At 40.1% G+C, this 21650-nt stretch carries 17 protein-coding genes; 5 read left to right on the top strand and 12 right to left on the bottom strand.

What is annotated here, in order from left to right; genetic code table 11:
- Window positions 1–19 precede the first annotated feature (19 nt).
- Together HMPREF3279_RS08620 and HMPREF3279_RS08615 are read left to right on the top strand one after the other, a co-directional pair.
- Window positions 20–1540: an ABC transporter permease gene (locus HMPREF3279_RS08620; protein ID WP_070868886.1), complete on the top strand. Its 1521-nt coding sequence runs from the start codon at window positions 20–22 to the stop codon at window positions 1538–1540.
- Between the two features lie 13 nt (window positions 1541–1553).
- Window positions 1554–2606, top strand: a complete 1053-nt coding sequence (locus tag HMPREF3279_RS08615) for an ABC transporter ATP-binding protein (RefSeq protein WP_070868885.1) — start codon at window positions 1554–1556, stop codon at window positions 2604–2606.
- A 37-nt stretch (window positions 2607–2643) separates the two neighbouring features.
- Here the strand turns inward: HMPREF3279_RS08615 and HMPREF3279_RS08610 are convergent, their stop codons facing one another.
- From HMPREF3279_RS08610 to HMPREF3279_RS08580, 7 genes are all read right to left on the bottom strand, one after another.
- Entirely contained in the window at window positions 2644–3363 is a 720-nt protein-coding gene (locus tag HMPREF3279_RS08610; RefSeq protein WP_070868884.1) for a TerC family protein, read from the bottom strand.
- Window positions 3364–3432: 69 nt separating this feature from the next.
- Window positions 3433–5259 (bottom strand): excinuclease ABC subunit UvrC, encoded by a 1827-nt coding sequence (gene uvrC / locus HMPREF3279_RS08605; RefSeq protein WP_070868883.1) that lies wholly within the window; start codon window positions 5257–5259, stop codon window positions 3433–3435.
- A gap of 9 nt (window positions 5260–5268) precedes the next feature.
- A complete protein-coding gene (gene kdsB, locus HMPREF3279_RS08600; RefSeq protein ID WP_070868882.1) occupies window positions 5269–6027 on the bottom strand; it encodes a 3-deoxy-manno-octulosonate cytidylyltransferase in 759 nt (252 codons plus the stop codon).
- A 9-nt stretch (window positions 6028–6036) separates the two neighbouring features.
- Complete coding sequence (locus HMPREF3279_RS08595) at window positions 6037–6216, bottom strand: Trm112 family protein (protein ID WP_070583226.1); 180 nt, start codon at window positions 6214–6216, stop codon at window positions 6037–6039.
- A gap of 17 nt (window positions 6217–6233) precedes the next feature.
- Window positions 6234–7214: a tetraacyldisaccharide 4'-kinase gene (lpxK, locus tag HMPREF3279_RS08590; protein WP_070868881.1), complete on the bottom strand. Its 981-nt coding sequence runs from the start codon at window positions 7212–7214 to the stop codon at window positions 6234–6236.
- A 53-nt stretch (window positions 7215–7267) separates the two neighbouring features.
- A complete protein-coding gene (msbA, locus tag HMPREF3279_RS08585; RefSeq protein ID WP_070868880.1) occupies window positions 7268–9016 on the bottom strand; it encodes a lipid A ABC transporter ATP-binding protein/permease MsbA in 1749 nt (582 codons plus the stop codon).
- A gap of 49 nt (window positions 9017–9065) precedes the next feature.
- Window positions 9066–11468, bottom strand: a complete 2403-nt coding sequence (locus HMPREF3279_RS08580; RefSeq protein WP_070868879.1) for a DNA internalization-related competence protein ComEC/Rec2 — start codon at window positions 11466–11468, stop codon at window positions 9066–9068.
- 262 nt (window positions 11469–11730) lie between these two features.
- Between HMPREF3279_RS08580 and dksA the strand changes: the two genes are divergently transcribed.
- The 3 genes from dksA (at window position 11731) to folK (ending at window position 14265) form a co-directional block, all read left to right on the top strand.
- The gene (dksA, locus tag HMPREF3279_RS08575) at window positions 11731–12168 is read left to right on the top strand and encodes an RNA polymerase-binding protein DksA (protein WP_049384440.1); all 438 of its coding nucleotides are present in this window, start codon (window positions 11731–11733) and stop codon (window positions 12166–12168) included.
- 97 nt (window positions 12169–12265) lie between these two features.
- On the top strand, window positions 12266–13762 hold the full coding sequence (gene pcnB, locus HMPREF3279_RS08570) for a polynucleotide adenylyltransferase PcnB (RefSeq protein WP_373897133.1): 1497 nt from the start codon (window positions 12266–12268) through the stop codon (window positions 13760–13762).
- Complete coding sequence (gene folK, locus HMPREF3279_RS08565) at window positions 13762–14265, top strand: 2-amino-4-hydroxy-6-hydroxymethyldihydropteridine diphosphokinase (protein ID WP_070868877.1); 504 nt, start codon at window positions 13762–13764, stop codon at window positions 14263–14265. Before pcnB ends, folK begins: the two co-directional genes overlap by 1 nt.
- A 54-nt stretch (window positions 14266–14319) precedes the next feature.
- Here the strand turns inward: folK and dcuC are convergent, their stop codons facing one another.
- The 5 genes from dcuC to HMPREF3279_RS08540 all read right to left on the bottom strand — a co-directional run bounded on the left by dcuC (window position 14320) and on the right by HMPREF3279_RS08540 (window position 21563).
- Window positions 14320–15678, bottom strand: coding sequence for an anaerobic C4-dicarboxylate transporter DcuC (gene dcuC, locus HMPREF3279_RS08560; RefSeq protein WP_070868876.1), 1359 nt, complete (start codon window positions 15676–15678; stop codon window positions 14320–14322).
- Window positions 15679–15907: 229 nt separating this feature from the next.
- Window positions 15908–16798 carry an Abi-alpha family protein gene (locus HMPREF3279_RS08555; RefSeq protein WP_070868875.1) on the bottom strand — a complete coding sequence of 297 codons (891 nt, stop codon included), beginning with the start codon at window positions 16796–16798 and terminating at the stop codon, window positions 15908–15910.
- A 17-nt stretch (window positions 16799–16815) separates the two neighbouring features.
- Entirely contained in the window at window positions 16816–20724 is a 3909-nt protein-coding gene (gene hrpA, locus HMPREF3279_RS08550; RefSeq protein ID WP_070868874.1) for an ATP-dependent RNA helicase HrpA, read from the bottom strand.
- Complete coding sequence (locus HMPREF3279_RS08545) at window positions 20721–21110, bottom strand: DUF423 domain-containing protein (RefSeq protein ID WP_065244346.1); 390 nt, start codon at window positions 21108–21110, stop codon at window positions 20721–20723. The genes hrpA and HMPREF3279_RS08545 overlap by 4 nt, the downstream gene beginning before the upstream one ends.
- On the bottom strand, window positions 21111–21563 hold the full coding sequence (locus tag HMPREF3279_RS08540) for a DUF441 domain-containing protein (RefSeq protein ID WP_070868873.1): 453 nt from the start codon (window positions 21561–21563) through the stop codon (window positions 21111–21113). It abuts the gene before it with no gap.
- Window positions 21564–21650: the final 87 nt, after the last annotated feature.

Below are 21650 nucleotides of genomic sequence, written 5' to 3'. Positions count from 1 at the left end.
TATTTTCAAAGGATTTTTTGTGTCTAATCGCCCACCTCGCTGGCTTGTTGCCTTAATCGTGCTGATTAGTTTGCCATTATTACTCCCTTTTTTATATGTTATTGAGCGAGCTGCAGATGTTGGATTGGCTCGTAGTATTGAGCTACTTTGGCGCCCAAGAATGTGGGAATTGCTCAGTAATACGCTACTTTTAATGGTATTTGTCACGCTTTTTGCCATTATTCTCGGTACGCTATGCGCATTTTTGTTAGAACGTTATCGCTTTTGGGGAAAAGGCTTTTTCCAAGTTGCCATGACGCTTCCGCTTTGTATTCCTGCATTTGTCAGCTGTTTTACCTGGATCAGTCTCACCTTTAGAGTGGAGGGCTTATGGGGAACTATCGGCATTATGACGCTGAGTTCTTTTCCGCTTGCTTATCTCCCTGTCGCTGCAACCTTAAAAAGACTCGACCGCTCTTTAGAAGAAGTGAGCCTTTCATTGGCGAAAAGCCAAGCTTATACATTCTGGCATGCGATTTTTCCGCAACTCAAACCTGCCATCGGTAGCAGCGTATTATTAATTGCGCTTCATATGTTAGTGGAGTTCGGTGCGGTTTCTATTTTAAATTATCAAACTTTCACCACCGCCATTTTCCAAGAATATGAAATGGCCTTTAATAACAACACTGCCGCTTTACTTTCTGGTGTGTTAATGGTCATTTGTATCCTTGTTGTGATGGGCGAAATTCGTTTTAGAGGTACGCAAACACTCTATCAAAGTGGCAAAGGCGTAATACGCCCTTATCCATTGAAAACGCTCTCTGTTGGAAAACAAATTTTAGTCGTAAGCTTTTTCACAACCATTTTTGTGCTCAGTATTGGTGTGCCGATTACCATGCTGATTTATTGGCTAAAAGTAGGAAATTCCATTGAAAGTGCGGTCGATTTTGGTGAATTTTTTACCGCCTTCACAAATTCACTGACTATATCAACACTGGGGGCAACACTTACCGTTATTTGTGCACTACCATTGGTATGGGCGGCAGTACGCTATCGCAGTAAATTGACGATTTGGCTTGATCGCATCCCTTATCTACTTCATGCAGTACCAGGGCTCGTGATCGCATTATCGTTGGTTTTCTTTACCATCAACTATGCGTATTCGCTTTATCAAACCTTTGCGATGGTTGTGGTCGCCTACTTTATGCTTTATCTTCCAATGGCACAAACGACCTTACGAGGATCGCTTGAACAGATGTCTGATAACATCGAAAAGGTGGGGAAAAGCTTAGGCCGTAGCAACTTTTATATTTTCCGTACCTTAGTCATCCCCGCTATGTTACCTGGAATTGCTGCCGCATTTGCTTTAGTTTTTTTAAACTTAATGAAAGAGCTCACCGCCACCCTATTACTGACCCCAAATGACATTAAAACACTTTCAACCGCAGTGTGGGAATATACATCCGATGCGCAATATGCGGCAGCAACGCCTTATGCCATTATGTTAGTGCTATTTTCTGGGATTCCTGTATTTTTACTGAAACGATACGGTTTTAAATAACGAAAAGATAAAAATGACAACATTACTCGATATTAAAAATTTGAATAAATCCTTTAATGGGCTACAGGTTTTACACAATATCTCGCTACAATTAGAGAAAGGTGAAATTCTATTTCTTCTCGGTGCATCCGGTTGTGGGAAAACCACCTTATTGCGTAGCATTGCTGGTTTTGAACAACCAACAAGCGGTGAGATTTGGTTAAAAAATCAACCTATTTTTAACGACAATATCAATGTGCCAACCCAACAACGTAAATTAGGTTATGTGGTACAAGAAGGTGTGTTATTCCCCCATTTAAATGTTTACCGCAACATTGCTTATGGCTTAGGCGATGGCAAAGGAAAAACAGAGGCAGAAAAACAACGTATACTGGAAGTAATGAAACTAACCGGCATTAGCAGCTTAGCTGATCGTTTTCCTCATCAGCTTTCAGGCGGGCAACAACAACGTGTTGCACTTGCTCGAGCTCTCGCACCAAGCCCTGAACTCATCCTGTTCGATGAGCCATTCAGTGCATTAGATGAGCATCTAAGAAATCAAATTCGTTACGATATGTTACAAGTATTAAGAGAAAGTGGCTCATCCGCTATATTTGTGACCCATGATCGTGATGAAGCGCTCTGTTATGCTGATAAAATTGCGGTGATTCAAGAAGGAAGAATCCTCCAAATTGCGACACCTAAAACACTGTATTGGTCACCGCAGCATTTATCTATCGCAACATTTATCGGAGAAAGTATTATTTTCCCTGCAACGTTAAAAAATGATGCCATCGCGACCTGTCAATTAGGTGAGGTCGCTGTCGAAAATAAAGGAAATGGTCATATGCAAGGGAAGGTTTTATTCCGCCCTGAGCAATTCTCTCTTGCGAAAAAAATCCAAAATCCGACATCATCTTTTAAAGGTGAGATTAAACGGATTGAATCGAGAGGACGCGCCATTAATCTGTGTATTGATGTAGGCGGTTATGAGTTTAATCTTAATGAAGATCTCATTAATAATTACCAAATTGGAGAACACGTCACACTGTATTTATACGGGAAAGGGGTTTTCTATCATCACTAAAAAAGGCGGAACACATTGTTCCACCCTTTTTATATAATTAATGTCCAAGTGATTTTCGCATCTTGATGTTGAGCATTTCTACCACCGAAGAGAAGCCCATAGCAAAGTAAATGTAGCCTTTCGGAATATGAATATCTAAGCTTTCCGCAATTAAACTTACTCCCACTAAAATTAAGAAGGCTAAAGCCAAAATCTTCAATGTTGGATGAGTATCGACAAAATCACCAATTGGTTTCGCCGCAAACATCATGACACCCACTGCAAGCATAATCGCCAAAATCATCACAGGAAGGTGGTTTGCCATACCTACTGCCGTAATCACAGAGTCTAAAGAAAACACAATATCTAAAACTGCAATTTGGATTAACACGCCCAAGTAACTGACTTTCTTCTTGTTCGTTTCTTCTTCATGATGTGCTTCAGGATGCATCGCTTCTTTGATTTCACCTATACTTTTTACAATCAGGAATAAGCCCCCAAGGAATAAAATCAAATCACGGCCTGAAATTTCCTGACCGACTAAAGTAAATAGCGGCTCCGTTAATTTCATCATCCAAGAAAGGGAAACAAGAAGTAAAATACGAGTAATCATCGCTAACCCAAGACCGATAATACGACCAGATTGGCGTTGATTCGCAGGTAAACGGCCCACTAAAATACTAATAAAAATAATGTTATCGATACCCAAGACGATTTCAAGTGCGGTCAAAGTAAGCAATGAAATCCATGCTTCAGGATCAACAAGCCATTCAAACATAATATGTTCCTATTTAAAATCCGAAAGGTTGAAATAATAGACAGTTTGCCTAGAAAATCAAGATTTTTCCTAACTTTTTAAGGTCTCGAAAATCTTTTCTGCTAAAGCTTTAGAAATACCGGGTACAGAGGCAATTTCATCCAATGTGGCATTTTTGACACCTTGTAATCCACCTAAATATTTCAACAAGGCTTGACGTCGTTTGGCGCCTACACCTTCAATGGTTTCCAATCCACTTTGGGTAAAGGCTTTTTGGCGTTTTTGACGATGACCGCTAATCGCATGATTATGGCTTTCATCTCGAATATGTTGGATTAAATGCAGTGCAAGGCTATCATCCGGCAAATGGATTTCACGATCTTGTTTGCTAATAATCAACACCTCTTGTCCTGCTCGACGATCCACACCTTTTGCGACACCAATTAAGTGTGGTCGATTTTTATCCCATTTTACGTTAAGGTGATGAAAAACTTCTAAGGCTCGATTAAGCTGCCCTTTACCACCATCAATAAAAATAATATCGGGAATTTTATCTTCATCAAGATCGCGATCGTAACGTTTCTTTAAGGCTTGCTCCATCGCTGCATAATCATCGCCGCCAGTAATGCCTTCAATATTAAAACGGCGATAATCAGATTTCAGTGGTCCTTCTTGATTAAATACCACGCAAGATGCCACAGTTTGATTCCCCATCGTATGACTAATATCAAAACATTCCATACGTTTAATTTCAGGCATATCGAGCAATTCGCAAAGGGCTTGATAACGTTCGTGCATTCGGGAAGATTGTTTAAGTTGAGTCGCTAACGCCACTTTGGCATTAATTTGTGCTAGTTGTAGATATTTACCTTTATCGCCTTTAGCGGATTCTTGTATCACCACTTTTCGGCCAGCTTGTTCAGTTAATAAGGCTTCAAGCTCCGCTTTTTCATCTAATTTATGATCCACAATAATACTATTAGGGATACTTCTGCCTTGATGGCCTTGCAAATAAAACTGCCCAACAAACGTTGCCGTTAATTCGGATAAATCTGTATTAGCTGGCACTTTCGGAAAATAACTGCGATTGCCTAATACTTTACCTTGACGAATAAACATCACCTGAACACAAGCTAAACCATGTTGATACGCAATAGACATAATATCCATGTCGTCCAAACGCTTATTAGATACAAATTGTTTTTCGATAACAGCACGAACGGCTTGAATTTGATCACGATAACGTGCCGCCCCTTCAAAATCTAAGTCTCGGCTCGCCTGCTCCATTTTGCTAATGAGATAATCTAATACTTGCTGATCTTTTCCTTGTAAAAATAGTCGTGCTAATTCAACTTGTTGGTTATATTCCTCATCAGTCACATAACCTGGTACACAAGGTGCTGAGCAACGCCCGATTTGATATTGCAAACAAGGACGGGAACGATTGTTATAAACCGAATTTTCACATTGACGAATAGGGAATAATTTTTGCATTAACGACAAGGTTTCACGCACTGCACCGGCATGAGGATAAGGTCCGAAATACTCGCCTGCAATTTTTTTCGTTCCGCGATAAGAAGTAATACGAGGATGACGTTCTTTCGTCAATAAAATAAAAGGATAGGATTTATCATCTCGCAATAATACGTTATAACGAGGTTGATAAAGTTTAATAAAGTTATGCTCAAGCAATAATGCTTCTGTTTCAGAAGAGGTAATGGTTGTGTCGAGATGATGAATTGACGACACCAAGGCTTCTGTTTTTTTGCTGCTTAAGTTTTTTCGAAAATAGCTGGAAAGGCGCTTTTTAAGATCTTTCGCTTTACCCACATAAATAACCTGATCTTTATCGTCATACATACGATAAACACCAGGTTCATGAGAAACATCTGAGAGAAACTTCTTGGAATCAAACATCAGTAAAAACTATGCAAAAATTGACCGCACTTTTTCTAAATCTTCTGCGGTATCCACACCAACAGCCGGGACTTCTTTCGCCAATTCCACGTGAATACGCTCACCGTACCACAATACACGGAGTTGCTCTAATTTCTCTAAGTTTTCTAATTGTGTTGGTGCCCATTGCACATATTGTTTAATAAAGCCTGCTCGGTAAGCATAAATACCGATATGACGAAGATACGCATCAGCCAGTTGTGCCTTGACGGTATCTGCTAATTGCATAAATTGATCACGATCGTAAGGGATTACTGAACGAGAGAAATATAAAACGTAGCCATCTTTATCCGTAACGACTTTCACGGCATTTGGGTTAAATAACTCTTCCGCTTCGTGAATTTTTACCGCAAGCGTCGCCATATTCACGTTAAACTTCGCTAAATTCTCTGCCACTTGACTCACAATAACAGGGGGGATTAACGGCTCATCCCCTTGGATGTTTACAATAATTTCATCATCAGCAATACCAAGCTTACTTACCACTTCCGCTAAACGCTCAGTACCGGAATTATGTGCTTCTGATGTCATACACACTTCTGCCCCAAAAGCTTTTGCCGCATTTTCAACTTGTTCGTTATCTGTGGCAATAATCACTCGGCTTGCCCCTGATTGTTGAGCTTTTTCAAAAACATGTTGAATCATTGGTTTACCAGCAATATCTGCTAAAGGTTTACCTGGTAAGCGGCTCGATGCAAAACGAGCAGGGATAATAACTGTAAATGACATAAGTATTCCTTATTCTTTCAATGTTTCGGCTTTTTCTGCCAACAATACCGGCACGCCGTGTTCAATAGGATACGCCACTTGCTCAAAAGGGCAAATGAGCCGTTGATTTTCTTGATCGTATTTCAATCTTGCCAAACATCGCGGGCAAGCAATCACGTCTAATAATCGAGGATTAAGTTTCTCACGCATATTTCACTCGAATAGAGTTAAACTAAATGACGAATTTTTTCCCACAATTGTGGAAGTTTTTGGCCTTGGTTTTCAGCCTCAACAATCTCCGCATCAACTGGAACATACCACCAATTCTCTTTAGCAAACGCTTGGCATTTTACGGCATCCTTTTCGGTCATAAAGAGCGGTTGGTTTTCAGCAAGTTTTTCTAACAATTGTGGTTCAAAATGTTGGTGATCTTGAAAAGCTTTCGTATTTCCTAAACGAATATTTAAATTTTCCAACATCGTGAAAAAACGTTGTGGGTTGCCAATTCCCGCGATGGCTGAACCTTGAGTAAATTCACTTAACAAGCGTTTTTCAGCCGTCACTAAATTAATCGCATAGTGAGGAACTAACGTCATAATGACATCAGAATAAGCGTTTTTTCCACCATTGGTAATCACAAAGTCCACATTTTTTAAACGACTTGGTAATTCACGCAAAGGCCCTGCGGGCAAAACAAAGCCGTTCCCTAAAGCACGTTCTGCGTCCATCACCACAATTTCAATATCACGCTGCAACTTATAATGTTGTAATCCATCATCCGAAATAATGAGATCGCAATCCTGTGTTTTCAAAAGTAATTCGATAGCTTGCTGACGATTCGGTGAAATCACCACAGGCACACCTGTTCTTTTGGCGATTAAAACAGGTTCATCGCCCCCTTGAACGGGATCGGTTTCAGGCGTGACAAGCAAAGGATAAGTTTTAGATTGGCTACCATAACCACGAGAAATCACGCCTACACGCAATCCTTGTTTTTGTAACTCTTCCACTAGCCAGACAACGACAGGCGTTTTACCATTTCCGCCAACAGAAAGATTACCGACAATAATGACGGGTTTCGGGGATTTATAAGAGGATAAGATATTAAGAGAAAATAGTGCTCGGCGAATTTGGCTAATCAACCAAAATAGCAGTGAAAAAGGCAGGAACAACCAAGCAAGTTTTGAATTTGAGTACCAAAAAGGCATTTCATTTATCCTATATTGATTTTGGGCGAACACATTGGTTCGCCCTTATTATTTTATCCGCTAAACTGCATACTGTGTAATTGTTTATACGCACCATCAAGCGCTAATAAATCTTGATGCGTACCACGTTCTTTAATTTCACCGTGTTCAATAACTAAGATTTCATCGGCATTTTCAATGGTTGATAAACGATGGGCAATTACCAATACCGTACGATCTTTCTTCAGTTCTTCTAATGCAGATTGGATCGCACGTTCAGATTCTGTATCGAGTGCAGAAGTCGCCTCATCTAAAATTAAGACAGGTGAATTACGCAATAGCGCACGAGCAATGGCTAAACGCTGACGTTGACCACCAGAAAGGGTTGCACCATTTTCACCAATAATGGTATCAAAACCTTGTGGAAGTTTCTCGATAAACTCCAGGGCGTAAGCTGCTTTTGCTGCTTCAATAATTTGCTCACGCGTGTATTTATCTTCTGCCGCGTAAGCAATATTATTGGCAATCGTATCGTTAAATAAATGTACTTGTTGAGAAACGACAGAACAATTCTCACGTAAATTAGATAAACGATAATCTTGAATTCTTACGCCATCTAATAAAATCTCACCTTCGTCAATATCGTAGAAACGCGTCACCAAATTAGCAATCGTTGATTTTCCCGAACCTGAACGTCCAACTAATGCCACAGTTTTGCCTGCAGGCACATAAAAAGAGATATTATTTAAGGCTTTCTCTTCTTTACCCTCATAAGCAAAACTCACGTTTTTAAATTCTAAATCACCTTTTGCAGGTTCTGCTTTATATGCGCCATTATCTTTCTCAGTTTCTAAATCTAAAATAGCAAATAATGTCTGACAAGCTGCCATACCACGTTGGAACTGTGAGTTCACATTCGTCAAGGATTTTAACGGACGCATCATGGCTAACATGGAAGAAAATACTACAGTGAAAGAACCCGCAGTTAAATTATCATCCGCAATTAATGGTGTGGTTGCCAAATAAAGCACGGCGGCTAACGCCAAAGAAGCAATCACTTGCACAACGGGATCAGAAATCGCATCGGCAGTCACCATCTTCATGCCTTTACGGCGCATATCGTTACTGACTTTATCGAAACGCTCTTCTTCCACTAACTGACCACCAAAAGACAGCACCACTTTATGCCCTTTTAGCATTTGTTCCGTTGCAGAGGTCAATTCCCCCATGGAATCTTGCATGTTTTTACTAAGCTTACGGAAAATCTTAGATACCATGCGAATCAGTACTGCAATAATCGGGCCAATCACGAAAAGTACAAGTGTTAATTCCCAACTGGTATAGAACATCACAACAAGCAACGAAATTAAATAAGCTCCTTCGCGAACAATTGTCACTAATGAACTAGATGAAGAATTGGCAATCATTTCCGAATCGTAGGTAATACGAGAAAGCAATTTGCCTGTTGAATTACGATCAAAGAAGCTTACTGGCATAAACATTAAATGTTTGAACAATCGGCGGCGCATAATCATCACCACTTTACCAGATACCCACGCCAGGCAATAAGTAGAGACAAAGTTAGTTACACCACGTAACATAATCATGCCAACCACAACAAATGCCATCATTTTCAAGAAAGAATGATCTGCTTTACCAAAACCGTCATCAAGCAAAGGCTTAAGCATATAAATCAAACCTGAGTCAGCCAGGGCATTAAAAATTAAAGCAAAAGCTGAGACTAACAAACCTGATTTAAAAGGTGAAATCATTGGCCATAAACGCTTAAAAGTTTGTGTGGTTGAGAAATCTTTATCTTGCATAGCTTGTTCTTACATCAATTATCTTAAAAAATTGGCTGCATTGTACCTGTTATTTAGGGGATAATCCAATTACACGGGCAAACCAAGGTGAAAAATCCTCTCTCGCCTTTTCTATTTCAACCCCTTTTTCAGTAAATTTTAACCTTATGTGACCTGAAATAGCCGTATTTTCGACCGCACTTTGATAACGATTTAATCGTTCAATCACGGTTGGATGAGGAAAATTCCACGCATTCCATCGTCCACTTGAAATTAAAGCGATATCCGGTTTTGTCTGTGCCAGTAAAAACTCGCCCGTTGAGGTTTTACTGCCATGATGTCCCACTTGTAACACATTAATTTTGCCTAGGTTTTCAGCAAAAGATCTTTCTGTTGTCAGATCAGCATCACCGGTTAAAAGGATCTGATACTGTCCATCCGTGAGTAAAATCACGCAAGATTGAGGATTCTCTGCCCTGTCTGTAATTTGCGTGGGTGAAAGAACTTTAAAATTAAGCCCTCGCCACTGCCATTGTTTTCCCTGAAGACAAAAAGTGCGGTGCGTTTCGCCATAGTTTTTACGAGAAGGTGTAATCAGCTCAATCTCTGGGTATGTGGCTAAAATTGCTTTAGCGCCACCTGAATGATCGTTATCATCATGGCTTAAAATCAAGGTTTCAAGTTCAATGCCTTCTCGTTGAAGGTAAGGCAATATTTCCAATTCCGCCATGGAGGAGCCCCCTGTTCCACTCTGCCAAGCTGGGCCCGTATCATACAACACGCCTTTCCCTTTTTTTACAATTAAGGTTGCTAAACCTTGTCCAACATCTAACGTGTCTAACTGCCATTTAGGTTTCGTAAAATATCGATACCCTAGCGTACTCATACAAACACTAAAAATAAGGATTACGCCCAATAGGGCTTGTTTATACTCTTCTGGCGATAAGATTTTTGTGTTATTTAACGTGAAAAATCGACTTGATTTTAACGGTGTATTTTTTGTTTGTGCTTGAGACAAAAAATACAATCCACCTAAAATCCCGCCAAAAATAAGGCTTAAAAGTGCGGTCAAAATGAAAGATAAATTCATCGAAATCGGAATATACGATCCTTGGAAAACACTGAGACATTGCGTAATACCTTGAGCAATCGCATTTGAAAGATGCCAAGAAGAAAATGCACCATTTGTTAACACCGCAAAGAGAATCAAGGGTACAAGTAAGAAACTATACAAGGGCACAGCAATTAAATTCGCTAAGAATCCATTTAACGCCAAGCCATTAAAGAAAAAAAGCTGAATAGGCGTGAATAAAATCAGCAGCCCTAACTGCAAATGAAACAAGCCTAAAATCCACCGCACTTTGCGGGATAATTTTTGATGTCGCCATTCGAGTATTGATAAGGGAACATATCGGTACCACACAATCAAACAGGTAACAGCACCAACTGAAAGCCAAAAGCTCACCGAAAGTGGCATAAGTGGATCACAAAACAGTAAAAACGCTATCACTAAACAAAGCATTTGCAAAGGCGTGTAATATCGTCGAGAACATTGAAGGATTGCAATAAAAAGCAATGCCATCATTGCACGAAAGGTCGGTAAACTAAATCCGGCTAAATAGGCATAACCTAAAGCAATCAACACACCAAAGCAAAGTGGAAACCAGGATGAAATAAAGCGTGTAGGCAGTACGAATTGCAATAATCGAGCAAAGAAAAAGCCTATTCCCATTGCTAAACCAATATGGAGCCCTGAAATGGCAATCAAATGTGCCGTATTCGTTTGTTGGTAAATCAGCCGTGTTTTATTATCTAACCAAGCTCGCTCACCAAATGCCAATGCAATAAGCAAGCCTTGCAAAGAAAGCCCCTCTGTTTGCTTGAGGCTATTCTGTAGAAAATGTGTGCGGTAAGAAAAATCTTCACCAATTTTGACCGCACTTTTCACATATCCAACGGCGATAATCCTTTTGGAAAAATACCATTGCTGTCGATCAAATCCTCCATGATTTAATCTTGCAGAAATAGGTCGAAGTTTTACATCAGCCCGCCAAATTTCACCTACTTGTGGCTTTTCCGGCGCTTTCCAATTAATAAAAATCTGTTGTTCTTTCTCATCAAATAATGACGTTCTTGCAACCAACGTTTGATAATCTTGTTGATGAAGAATTTCTGAGATATGGAGATCTAACGTAATTTTATTCGGTAAACTTGAAATTTTCTCTGCTTGTCCCAATAACGATAAAGCTGGTGAATGGGCATAAGCCAAAATAAGCCAAAACAAGATACCGCTTATGCAAAAATTTCTGGCTTTAAAATAATTGAACCAATGGAAACAAAGCGCGGTCATAACCAACATTAAAATGCTCAGCCCAGCCTGTTGCCAAGTGAACAGTAAAAAATCTGGCACGACAAGCAAGGATAAGGCTGAGACAATGAGCATCATGCACAGTTGAAATAGCGTGATTTTCATTTTAAGTGTGATTTATAGCGAGAAAGTAAGGCAAACTAGCCTTAACCTCACAGATAAGCAAATAAACATACCGTTTTTTGCGACCACGATCGCAAATTTGAAATTTCTAGGCTAAATTTATTTGCTAAATAGGTAAAGTTCTGCTATTTATATCGCCCTTAAAAAACAGGGTTCTTATGTCAGCTATTTTTAGCCAATAAGAATCAATCAAAAACAACAAGACAGGAAGTCGTAAAAATCTGTATTACATTAGGAGTTATCAATGTCTAAGGCATCTCTAAGTTTGCTGGATTTAGCCGGCGTTAAGCCTTATCAACCAAAGAAAGATGAAGAATACATGAATGAAGATCAGATTCTTCATTTCAGAAAAATTTTAACTGCGTGGCACGAGCAAATTGTGGAAGAGGCATCAAGAACGGTTGCTCATATGCAAGATGAAGCATCAAACTTCCCTGATCCGGCTGACCGTGCGACGCAAGAAGAAGAATTCAGTCTTGAATTACGTAACCGCGATCGCGAGCGTAAATTAATGAAAAAGATTGAATATACATTGAAAAAATTAGATACCGATGATTTCGGCTATTGCGATTCTTGTGGCGAAGAAATTGGTATTCGTCGTTTAGAAGCGCGCCCTACTGCTGATCTTTGTATCGATTGCAAAACTCTTGCTGAAATTCGTGAAAAACAAGTCGCAGGTTAATTTATTTAAGTAACCCAACAAAAAAGTGCGGTCAAAAATAACCGCACTTTTCGTGTTTTTATCAAATGCGCATTGAACATAGAGAATGGAGTAAATTATTCTTACTTATATAAAAAATTTATTTGGTAAAAAAACTAAAAAAGAAACCGAAACCAATATAAATTCGCCCGTTCCAAAAACGGCGCCCAAAACCAAAAAATCAAACGTTTCAAAAACAGAGCGTTCACAACCCAAGATCGCCCCGTCCTCTTCTCACCATAAAAAAGCCAACACTCAAGCATCTCGTTACGACAAGCATAGCGTGAAAGCCTCTCATTTCGGCATTAATCCACGTATGTTTAGCCGTAATGCCATCACTGTGGTAGAAAAATTGCAACGCCAAGGTTATGAAGCTTATATCGTTGGGGGTTGTTTGCGTGATTTATTGTTGGGTAAGCATCCAAAAGATTTTGATGTAGCAACAAATGCACGTCCCGACCAAATTCAAGCGGTATTCCAACGTCAGTGCCGTTTAGTCGGTCGTCGTTTCCGCCTTGCGCATATTATGTTTGGTCGTGATGTGATTGAAGTGGCCACATTCCGTGCTAGTCATTCAGATGCACGCAGCGAAAATCAAGCTAAACAAAGCGATGAAGGGATGTTACTGCGTGATAATGTGTACGGCACTATTGAACAAGATGCGGAGCGCCGTGACTTCACCGTAAATGCGCTTTACTACAATCCGCAAGATAATACGTTGCGTGATTACTTCAACGGAATTGATGATCTGAAAAACGGTAAATTACGTCTGATTGGCGATCCCGTTACCCGTTATCAAGAAGATCCCGTGCGTATGTTACGCTCTGTGCGCTTTATGGCGAAATTGGATATGTTCTTGGAAAAACCAAGTGAACAACCCATTCGTGAGCTTGCACCATTGCTGAAAAATATTCCACCGGCGCGTTTATTCGATGAAAGCTTAAAATTATTGCAGTCTGGCAATGGCGTAAAAACCTATAAATTACTGCGTCAATACGGCTTATTTGAACAGATTTTCCCGAGCTTAACGCCTTATTTCACTGAAAAAGAAGACAGCCTTGCGGAACGCATGATTTTAACTTCGTTAAATTCAACTGATGAACGTATTGCCGACAAATTACGTATCAATCCAGCCTTTTTATTTGCGGCATTCTTCTGGTATCCATTACGCGAAAAAGTGGATGTGCTGAAAAATGAAGGTGGCTTAAACAATCACGATGCCTATGCCCTTGCGGCAAATGAAGTGCTTGATCAATTATGCCGATCATTAGCTGCACCTCGTCGTCATACATCCGTCATTCGTGATATTTGGATGTTGCAATTACAATTGCTTAAACGCACGGGTTCTCACCCTGCTCGCACGATGGAACATCAAAAATTCCGTGCAGCCTTTGATTTATTGGCGATGCGTGCTGAAGTAGAAGGTGGCGAAACCGTTGAACTCGCAAAATGGTGGCATGAGTACCAACTCAGCAATCAAGAACAACGTCGCCAATTGGTTCAAGAGCAACAAAAATTGCATCCTGCACCAAAGAAAAAATATTACCGCAGACGTAAGCCTAAGGCGGCTAACTAATGGTTCAAGTGTATATCGCCCTTGGCAGCAATTTAAATACGCCTACAGAACAATTAAATTCGGCATTAGAGGCAATCTCTGCGCTACCTAATACCGAATTAAAATCGGTGAGCGGATTTTACCAAAGCAAACCATTAGGCCCGCAGGATCAGCCGGATTATGTAAATGCAGTGGCGATGATCGAAACCACTCGCCCACCTTTAGCCTTGCTTGATGAATTGCAACGCATTGAAAATGAACAAGGTCGCGTGCGTTTACGTCGTTGGGGTGAGCGTACACTGGATTTGGATATTCTGCTTTATGGTGATCAAATCATTCAAAATGAACGCTTAACGGTGCCTCATTACGATATGAAAAACCGTGAATTTGTGATTGTGCCGCTTTATGATATCGCACAAGATTTGGTTTTACCGGAAGGGGAAAAAGTCGCCAATTTGGTGAAAGCCTTTGAAAATCATCAAATGCATAAAATCAAAAACAGCGAGAAAATTGACCGCACTTAACTCAAAACAAAAGGGCTGATATTCACTATCAGCCCTTCTTTTTTACCTATCAAATTAGGCGGCAACGGAAACAAAGATTTCTGTGCCGATAATCACACAAATAAAACCAACCAACATTGGGACAGACATACGTTTTACGATTTCAAATGGTGAGATTTTTCCCATACCAGATACCGCCACAACCACACCAGAAACCGGTGATAAACCACGTCCTAAGTTAGAGGCTTGTAACATTGGAATGGTTAAGAACGCTGGATTGACGCCCATTTGAGTGGCTAATTTTGGAATTAATTCTGCAAAAGCATAGAACGCCGCGTTACCTGAACCTGTCGCCATGGTGGCTAAAATGGTAATCACCGCAAGCACTAACATCATAAAGAATGCTGAACCGCCGAAGGATTGTGCTGAGTCGATTAAATTAGTGATAAAGCCGATTGTACTTAAACTTTGTGCAAATACACCTGCCGCCACTAAAAGCATCACTACTCCCGCAAAGGCATCTGCCATACCGCGATATGCCACAATGAGATTATCGAAGGTTTGTTTTGCGTTAAAGCTACGTAAGAAATCTACCGCGGCAGTAATGATAAAGCAAAGCACCATCACGGTAACAATGTGTAAATTTGGTAAGCCCCATTTACCGTCAAAAATCAACACACCGATAATGGGTAATAATGGCAAAATCGCATAGTAGTTTGGTGCAGTAGTTTTAATTTCATCTGCATTCAAACGTTCTACTTGCACGCCTTCTTTTTTATCTAAATAACGCTGCCAGAAGAAGTGTGCGACAGCAATCCCTAAAATCGCAAAAATCGAAACCGGCAATGCGGTGCTAAAAGCAAACTCACCTAAAGGAATTTTTGAAATTTCAGCAGAAAGCACCACGTCGCCCGATGTTGGAGAAAGGATAATCGAAATTGGCGATGCACAAATTGCAGCTGCTGCCCCTCGTGAAATCCCCACGTTTACCATGACAGGGAATAATGTCGCCATTAATAACACACCTAAACCTGTTGCAGATGACACGGCAAAAGACATTAAACATGCAAGGAAATAAGCAAATACCATTAAAATATAAGGTGAACGGATGTTTTTCAGTGGTTTTGACACCAATTTCACCACCACATCGTTCGCGCCAAGATGAGTCATGTACACGGAGAAACCACATAACACCATGATCATCAAGCCTAAACCGCCACCACGATTACCGAGTAGATATTTCACATATTCTAAAATATCAAAATAGGTGGAACCGGTGCTTTTCACACCTTCCGGTAAAATCGAATGCCCCATCAGCACTGAAATGAATAACAAGACCAAGCCACCGAACATCAGCACGCCGGTCGCTGAATAGCCTTTCACGATGTAATATGCCACCAAAACAATGGCAATCAAACCTATAATCAGATCCATAATTTACCTCTTTATTAAAATAATAATATCAGCAAGATAGCGATTGAATTGGCAGTTGTAAATCAGTTCAATACGAAAATTTGAGGTAGATCACAAAAAGATTTTGGGAAGAAAGTGCGGTTGGTTTTAGAGGTGTTTTTGAGATTGAAAAAATTAGAAAAAACAACCCCATATCCATAATAACTATTATGGAACAATTAGATTAAGAGCTGATATCTATGTAATTTAACTACTTTAAAATGCCAACGATTCTGGCAAATTTCTCTCCTAATTTAGTGAGAGATACTCTTAGAAGAGTATCACTGGGTTTATACTTTTCAAGAATTGCTGATAGGTTTTCTCCATAAGCCACGCCCGTAGGATTGATATTCAGTTCAGGGTAAAGCCCTTCCACTTTAATTAATTTTAATCTTTCAAGATTGTCTATCAAACTCATATCTTTAATATCTATTAATTTTCTTTCTAAATCTCCAATAAGAGATATTTCAGCTAAAAGAACAGATTTTTCTTTATCAAGTAAGGCATTAAAATTCACATATTGATTATTAATTGACTTTAAAGCAAATTCAGAATAAATACCTATAAATTCATTAAAGACATTAGCACACTCAGGGCTTAAGTCCTTTAAAATATTAAGATAAACCCTATGATTTTCCTCCTTTAATTTAGAATCAAAATTAGATATAAGTAACTCATTAAACATATCTGATAATAATTTATTATCAACTTTTTGAATCTCCTCTAGAATATCATTTGCAACACTTACATTATTTAATGTCAGATGAATATCACTCTCTGCCAATCTTATACTTCTATTCCTAATATCTGACTTTTGTTCTTCTGACAAATCATTAAGTCCTTCAACAAATTCTGTACAGATTTTCTCCCCTCTTGATGTTTTTACCAATCCAGGAAAAAATTCGTGTATTTTTAGTCTTCTTTCTGAAGATAAACGTTTTAATTTAGCCTCATTTTTTCCAAAAGCTTGTAAATCTGGGTTGTCACTTTTTAAGGCTTTATCTATTTCATCAACGCTTTTTGTAAAAAGTGTATTCGTAGCAACAGATGTTGCAATACTAATAATTGCTGAAATACCACCTGCCACTAATTGATTTTCCATATTAATTCCTCATATTGTTATTCATTAATCAAATTCAAAATCCGCTTATCCGACACTTGATACTTCGTGCCTAACTGCTGCGCAAATAAACTCACGCGCAATTCCTCAATCATATAGCGAATTTCCGCAATTTCATCAGAAATCGGTTTGGATTTCGGCAGTTTTGCGAGCAATTGTTGGTAAGCCTGTTGCACTTGTTCCACGCGTAGCATCGCTGCACGATCGCGATTTACATCTTGAGCCAGTTTATCGATACGTTTATCAATAGCTTGTAAATAACGTTGTAAATCCGGTAGGCGATCATAACCGCTCTTTTGCACAAAGCCTGGATAAATCAATCCGCTTAATTGCGCCTTAATATCAGAAAAGGCAAAGGCCATAGTGAAATCCATTTTGCCTTTTAAACGTTGGTTTAAGGCATGGTTGAGGGAGAGAATTTGCTCCACTTTCTGCGCAATATCTACGGTCACTTCATTGAGGTTTTCCCGCACGAAATCACGCAATTTTTCAAAGCCTGCTTCATCCCAAACAAAGCCGCCAAAATCGGCAATCAGTTTATCCACAGCACAAGCGATACAGTCATCAATCAAATCCAACACGCGACCAAACGGGGTAAAATACAGCCCTAATTTGGCTTTATTCGGCAATTTTTCATGCAGATATTTAATCGGTGATGGCACGTTGAGCAGCAACAAGCGGCGTAAACCTTGTTGCATCGCTACTGCTTGCTCAAACTCTGTTTCAAACAGTTTGATACCTACGGCATCTTTTTCATCTACAATAGCCGGGAACGCTTTGACGCTGAAACCGCGTTGTTTTTGTTCGTAACATTGTGGTAAATCTGCAAAGCTCCAAATATGTAGCCCACTTTGTTCAATACCATCATCTGCCACAGCAGAAATACTTTCCTGCACGCGATCTTTTAAGTTGAATTTCAGCTCGTCCAAATTCATAGATTCGGCAATTTTCTTGCCGTTTTCATCCACCACACGGAACGTCATTTTCAAATGGCTTGGAATTTGTTCCCAATTCCAATGTTCCGCTTCTACAGTAACGCCCGTCATACGACGCAATTCATAAATTAGCGTATCTAATAATGGCTTTTCCAACGGTACGGCACGACTTAAAAAAGCCTGGGCATAATTAGGTGCTGGCACGAAGTTACGACGATAAGATTTCGGCAGAGATTTAATCAGCGCAATCACTAATTCTTCACGCAAGCCTGGAATTTGCCAATCAAAACCGGTCATTTCCACTTGGTTAAGCAATGGCAATGGAATATGCACGGTTACCCCGTCCGCATCTGTACCCGGTTCAAATTGATAAGTTAATTTGAGTTTCAAATTGCCTTGATGCCAGAAATTCGGGAAATCCAGCTTGCTCACCTGTTCCGCATCATCATTAATCAAGAATGAGCGTTCAAAATTAAGCAATTCAGGATCTTTTTGCTGCGCCTTTTTCCACCAGGTATCAAAATGTTTTTGGGAGACGACTTCCGTACCAATACGCTGATCGTAAAATTCAAAAAGCGTACGGTCATCCACCAAAATATCACGGCGGCGACTTTTGTGCTCCAATTCTTCTACTTCTCGAACGAGTCGTTGATTTTCTTTGAAGAATTTATGTTTGGTATTCCAATCCCCTTCCACTAAGGCAGATTGAATAAAGATCTCGCGGCTCACCGTTGGATCGATAGAGCCGTAATTCACTGGTCGAGCAGCCACAATCGGCACACCGTAAAGCGTGACTTTTTCATCGGCAATCACCGCCCCACGAGATTTCGACCAATGCGGTTCTGAATAGGATTTTTTAATTAAATGCTCGGCAAGTGGCTCGATCCATTCTGGCTCGATTTCCGCCACCATACGCCCCCAAAGTTTGGAGGTTTCCACTAACTCTGCCGCCATCACCCATTTCGGTTGTTTTTTGAAAAGTACTGAGTTCGGGAAAATCGCAAAATGGGCATTACGCGCGCCAAGATATTGTTGTTTCTCCGCTTCTTTTAAACCGATATGAGAAAGCAAACCGCTTAAAAGTGCGGTATGAATTTGCTGATATTCTGCTTTTTCAGAATTAATTGGCAAGCCCATTTCACGCACGGTTAAACGAATTTGATGATAAATATCCTGCCATTCACGAATACGTAAATAATTTAAGAAATCCTTTTGGCACTGACGACGGAATTGGTTTTTACTCAATTCTTTTTGTTGTTCTTGTAGATAACGCCAAAGATTTAAGAACGCCAAGAAATCCGATTTTTTATCGGCAAAACGACGATGTTTTTCATCGGAAGCTTGTTGTTTTTCTTGTGGGCGCTCGCGAGGATCTTGAATGGATAACGCGGCGACAATAATCATCACTTCATGCAACGCACCTTGTGAGACAGCAGTCAGCAACATCTTCGCTAAACGAGGATCCACAGGGAGTTGAGCTAATTGACGACCTACTGCGGTTAATTGACGTTTCTCGCCCGCTTTAGTGCGAACCATTTCAAACGCACCCAATTCTTCCAACAGTTTTATACCATCTTGAATATGGCGTTTATCTGGCGCATCAACAAACGGGAAAGCTTCAATATCATCTAAGCCCAGTGCTGTCATTTGCAAAATAACGGAGGCTAAATTGGTGCGAAGAATTTCAGGATCGGTAAACTCTGGACGAGAATTAAAATCCTCTTCCGAATATAAACGAATACAAATCCCTTCACTTACACGACCACAACGACCTTTACGCTGATTAGCAGATGCCTGTGAAATAGGTTCAATCGGTAAACGTTGTACTTTGGTGCGATAACTATAACGGGAAATACGCGCTGTACCTGGGTCAATCACATATTTAATGCCAGGTACGGTCAATGAAGTTTCCGCGACGTTAGTCGCTAATACAATACGATTTAAACCGCTAGGATGGAAAATTTTATTTTGTTCTTGCGCAGACAAGCGTGCAAAGAGCGGTAGAATTTCCGTGTGTTTTAGATTTTGTTTTTGTAAAGCTTCGGCGGTATCGCGAATTTCTCTCTCACCGTTCATAAAGATCAAAATATCGCCCCGACCTTCCGCTTGCAGTTCATCCACCGCATTGAGAATGCCTTGTAGTTGATCTTGGTCATCCTCTTCCACTACGGGACGATAACGCACTTCCACGGGATAAGTTCTGCCCGAAACTTCAATAATCGGGGCATTGTTGAAATGTTTGGAAAAGCGTTCCACATCAATGGTTGCGGAAGTGATGATAAGTTTTAAATCACGACGGCGTGGTAAAAGCTGTTTCAGATAACCGAGAATAAAATCGTTGTTTAGGCTACGTTCGTGGGCTTCATCGATAATCAGACAAGAATATTGATTGAGGAAACGATCGTTTTGAATTTCTGCTAACAGGATCCCGTCGGTCATCAACTTGATTTGCGTATCATCACTGATTTGATCGTTAAAACGAACCTTATAACCAACTAAACCGCCAAGTTCTGTTTCCAGCTCTTCCGCAATACGTGCAGCCACCGAACGAGCGGCAATACGGCGCGGTTGAGTATGGCCAATCATGCCCAAATTGCCGAAACCTAATTCCAAACACATTTTCGGCAATTGGGTGGTTTTACCTGAACCGGTTTCCCCTGCCACCACGATGACCTGATGCTCAGAAAGCAGTTTTTGAATTTCTGCTTTACGTTGACTAACGGGCAAACTCTCTGGAAAAACAATCGGATTTTTAACCGCACTTTTACGATTTTCTACACGCAATTGAGCCTGTTCAATCTGCAACTGGATTTCAGCGGCAACAGCTTGTTGGGCCTCTTGGCTTTTAATTTTTCCAATACCATGAATACGGGCGGATAAACGACGTTGATCCACCAGCATAATATCCTTGAGTTTCGAAAAGAGAGATTGTTGTATCGGATTTAATTCACGTTTGACTGATTTGTTCTTCATACTGATTTACTTTTAAAACCACCGTAAGCCAAGCAAAGCCAACCAATTAAAAATAACGTGCCTCCAATCGGTGTCACCCAAACGAGGAATTTGCCTGCACCAAGCGCAAGTGCATAAAGGCTGCCACTAAAAAGAAGAATGCCGTACGCCCAAGTCCCTGCAGCAAGATTAACTATTTTGTTTGCAATCAATGATTCACGGCATAATTGCAAAATGCCAATCGCTAAAATCGCAATGGTGTGGAACATTTGATATTTCACACCCGTTTCAATCCACGCTAATTCTTTAGGTTCTAAAACCTTGCTTAATCCATGTGCTGCAAAAGCACCAATCGCCACACACAAAAAACCGCTTAATCCCGCGATAAATAACCATTTGTTTTTCATTTAAAATTTTCCTATTAATACCGCTAAAATCCCTGCGGCAATGAGAGGTCCCACCGGAATACCACCTAAGAAAGACACACCAATAATCGTACCAATTAATAACCCCGTCACCAAAACAGGTTGTTCACTCATTAATGGCACGCCTTTCCCCGCAAGCCATGCGACGAATACCCCTGTTAAAATAGAAACGCCCATTTTCCAGTTTAAAAATGAACTGAGATCGGGCAGTTGGATTTTTCCCGACACTAACGGTGCTAGGACACCAATCGTTAAGATGATGATCCCAATTTTGACACCGTATTGTTCGAGTATGGGAATGTATTTGGATAATAAGGTTTGCTGCATGATTAACAGCACGGCGGCTGAGATAGTAATCGCACTATTTTCGCTAATTAAACCTAAAACAATTAAGAAAACCAATAACAACGCGACCATATTGAATTGTAATGTCATAATACCTCTAAAGTGCGGTCAAAAAACTGACCATTTTTATGCGTGTAAAGTTTTTGTAAATTATACCAATTTCTTGCTTTTCTGTGT

Origin of the sequence: Haemophilus sp. HMSC71H05 (genome assembly GCF_001838635.1) — a bacterium.
Taxonomy (GTDB): domain Bacteria; phylum Pseudomonadota; class Gammaproteobacteria; order Enterobacterales; family Pasteurellaceae; genus Haemophilus_D; species Haemophilus_D parainfluenzae_R.
This window is presented reverse-complemented; position numbering and strand designations above follow the sequence as displayed.

What these genes read in the sequence shown, in the direction of transcription:
- HMPREF3279_RS08615 (WP_070868885.1), top strand. Translation starts at nt 1,554, where the DNA reads ATGACAACATTACTCGATATTAAAAATTTGAATAAATCCTTTAATGGG.
- HMPREF3279_RS08610 (WP_070868884.1), bottom strand. Translation starts at nt 3,363, where the DNA reads ATGTTTGAATGGCTTGTTGATCCTGAAGCATGGATTTCATTGCTTACT.
- uvrC (WP_070868883.1), bottom strand. Translation starts at nt 5,259, where the DNA reads ATGTTTGATTCCAAGAAGTTTCTCTCAGATGTTTCTCATGAACCTGGT.
- kdsB (WP_070868882.1), bottom strand. Translation starts at nt 6,027, where the DNA reads ATGTCATTTACAGTTATTATCCCTGCTCGTTTTGCATCGAGCCGCTTA.
- HMPREF3279_RS08595 (WP_070583226.1), bottom strand. Translation starts at nt 6,216, where the DNA reads ATGCGTGAGAAACTTAATCCTCGATTATTAGACGTGATTGCTTGCCCG.
- lpxK (WP_070868881.1), bottom strand. Translation starts at nt 7,214, where the DNA reads ATGCCTTTTTGGTACTCAAATTCAAAACTTGCTTGGTTGTTCCTGCCT.
- msbA (WP_070868880.1), bottom strand. Translation starts at nt 9,016, where the DNA reads ATGCAAGATAAAGATTTCTCAACCACACAAACTTTTAAGCGTTTATGG.
- HMPREF3279_RS08580 (WP_070868879.1), bottom strand. Translation starts at nt 11,468, where the DNA reads ATGAAAATCACGCTATTTCAACTGTGCATGATGCTCATTGTCTCAGCC.
- dksA (WP_049384440.1), top strand. Translation starts at nt 11,731, where the DNA reads ATGTCTAAGGCATCTCTAAGTTTGCTGGATTTAGCCGGCGTTAAGCCT.
- folK (WP_070868877.1), top strand. Translation starts at nt 13,762, where the DNA reads ATGGTTCAAGTGTATATCGCCCTTGGCAGCAATTTAAATACGCCTACA.
- dcuC (WP_070868876.1), bottom strand. Translation starts at nt 15,678, where the DNA reads ATGGATCTGATTATAGGTTTGATTGCCATTGTTTTGGTGGCATATTAC.
- HMPREF3279_RS08555 (WP_070868875.1), bottom strand. Translation starts at nt 16,798, where the DNA reads ATGGAAAATCAATTAGTGGCAGGTGGTATTTCAGCAATTATTAGTATT.
- hrpA (WP_070868874.1), bottom strand. Translation starts at nt 20,724, where the DNA reads ATGAAGAACAAATCAGTCAAACGTGAATTAAATCCGATACAACAATCT.
- HMPREF3279_RS08545 (WP_065244346.1), bottom strand. Translation starts at nt 21,110, where the DNA reads ATGAAAAACAAATGGTTATTTATCGCGGGATTAAGCGGTTTTTTGTGT.
- HMPREF3279_RS08540 (WP_070868873.1), bottom strand. Translation starts at nt 21,563, where the DNA reads ATGACATTACAATTCAATATGGTCGCGTTGTTATTGGTTTTCTTAATT.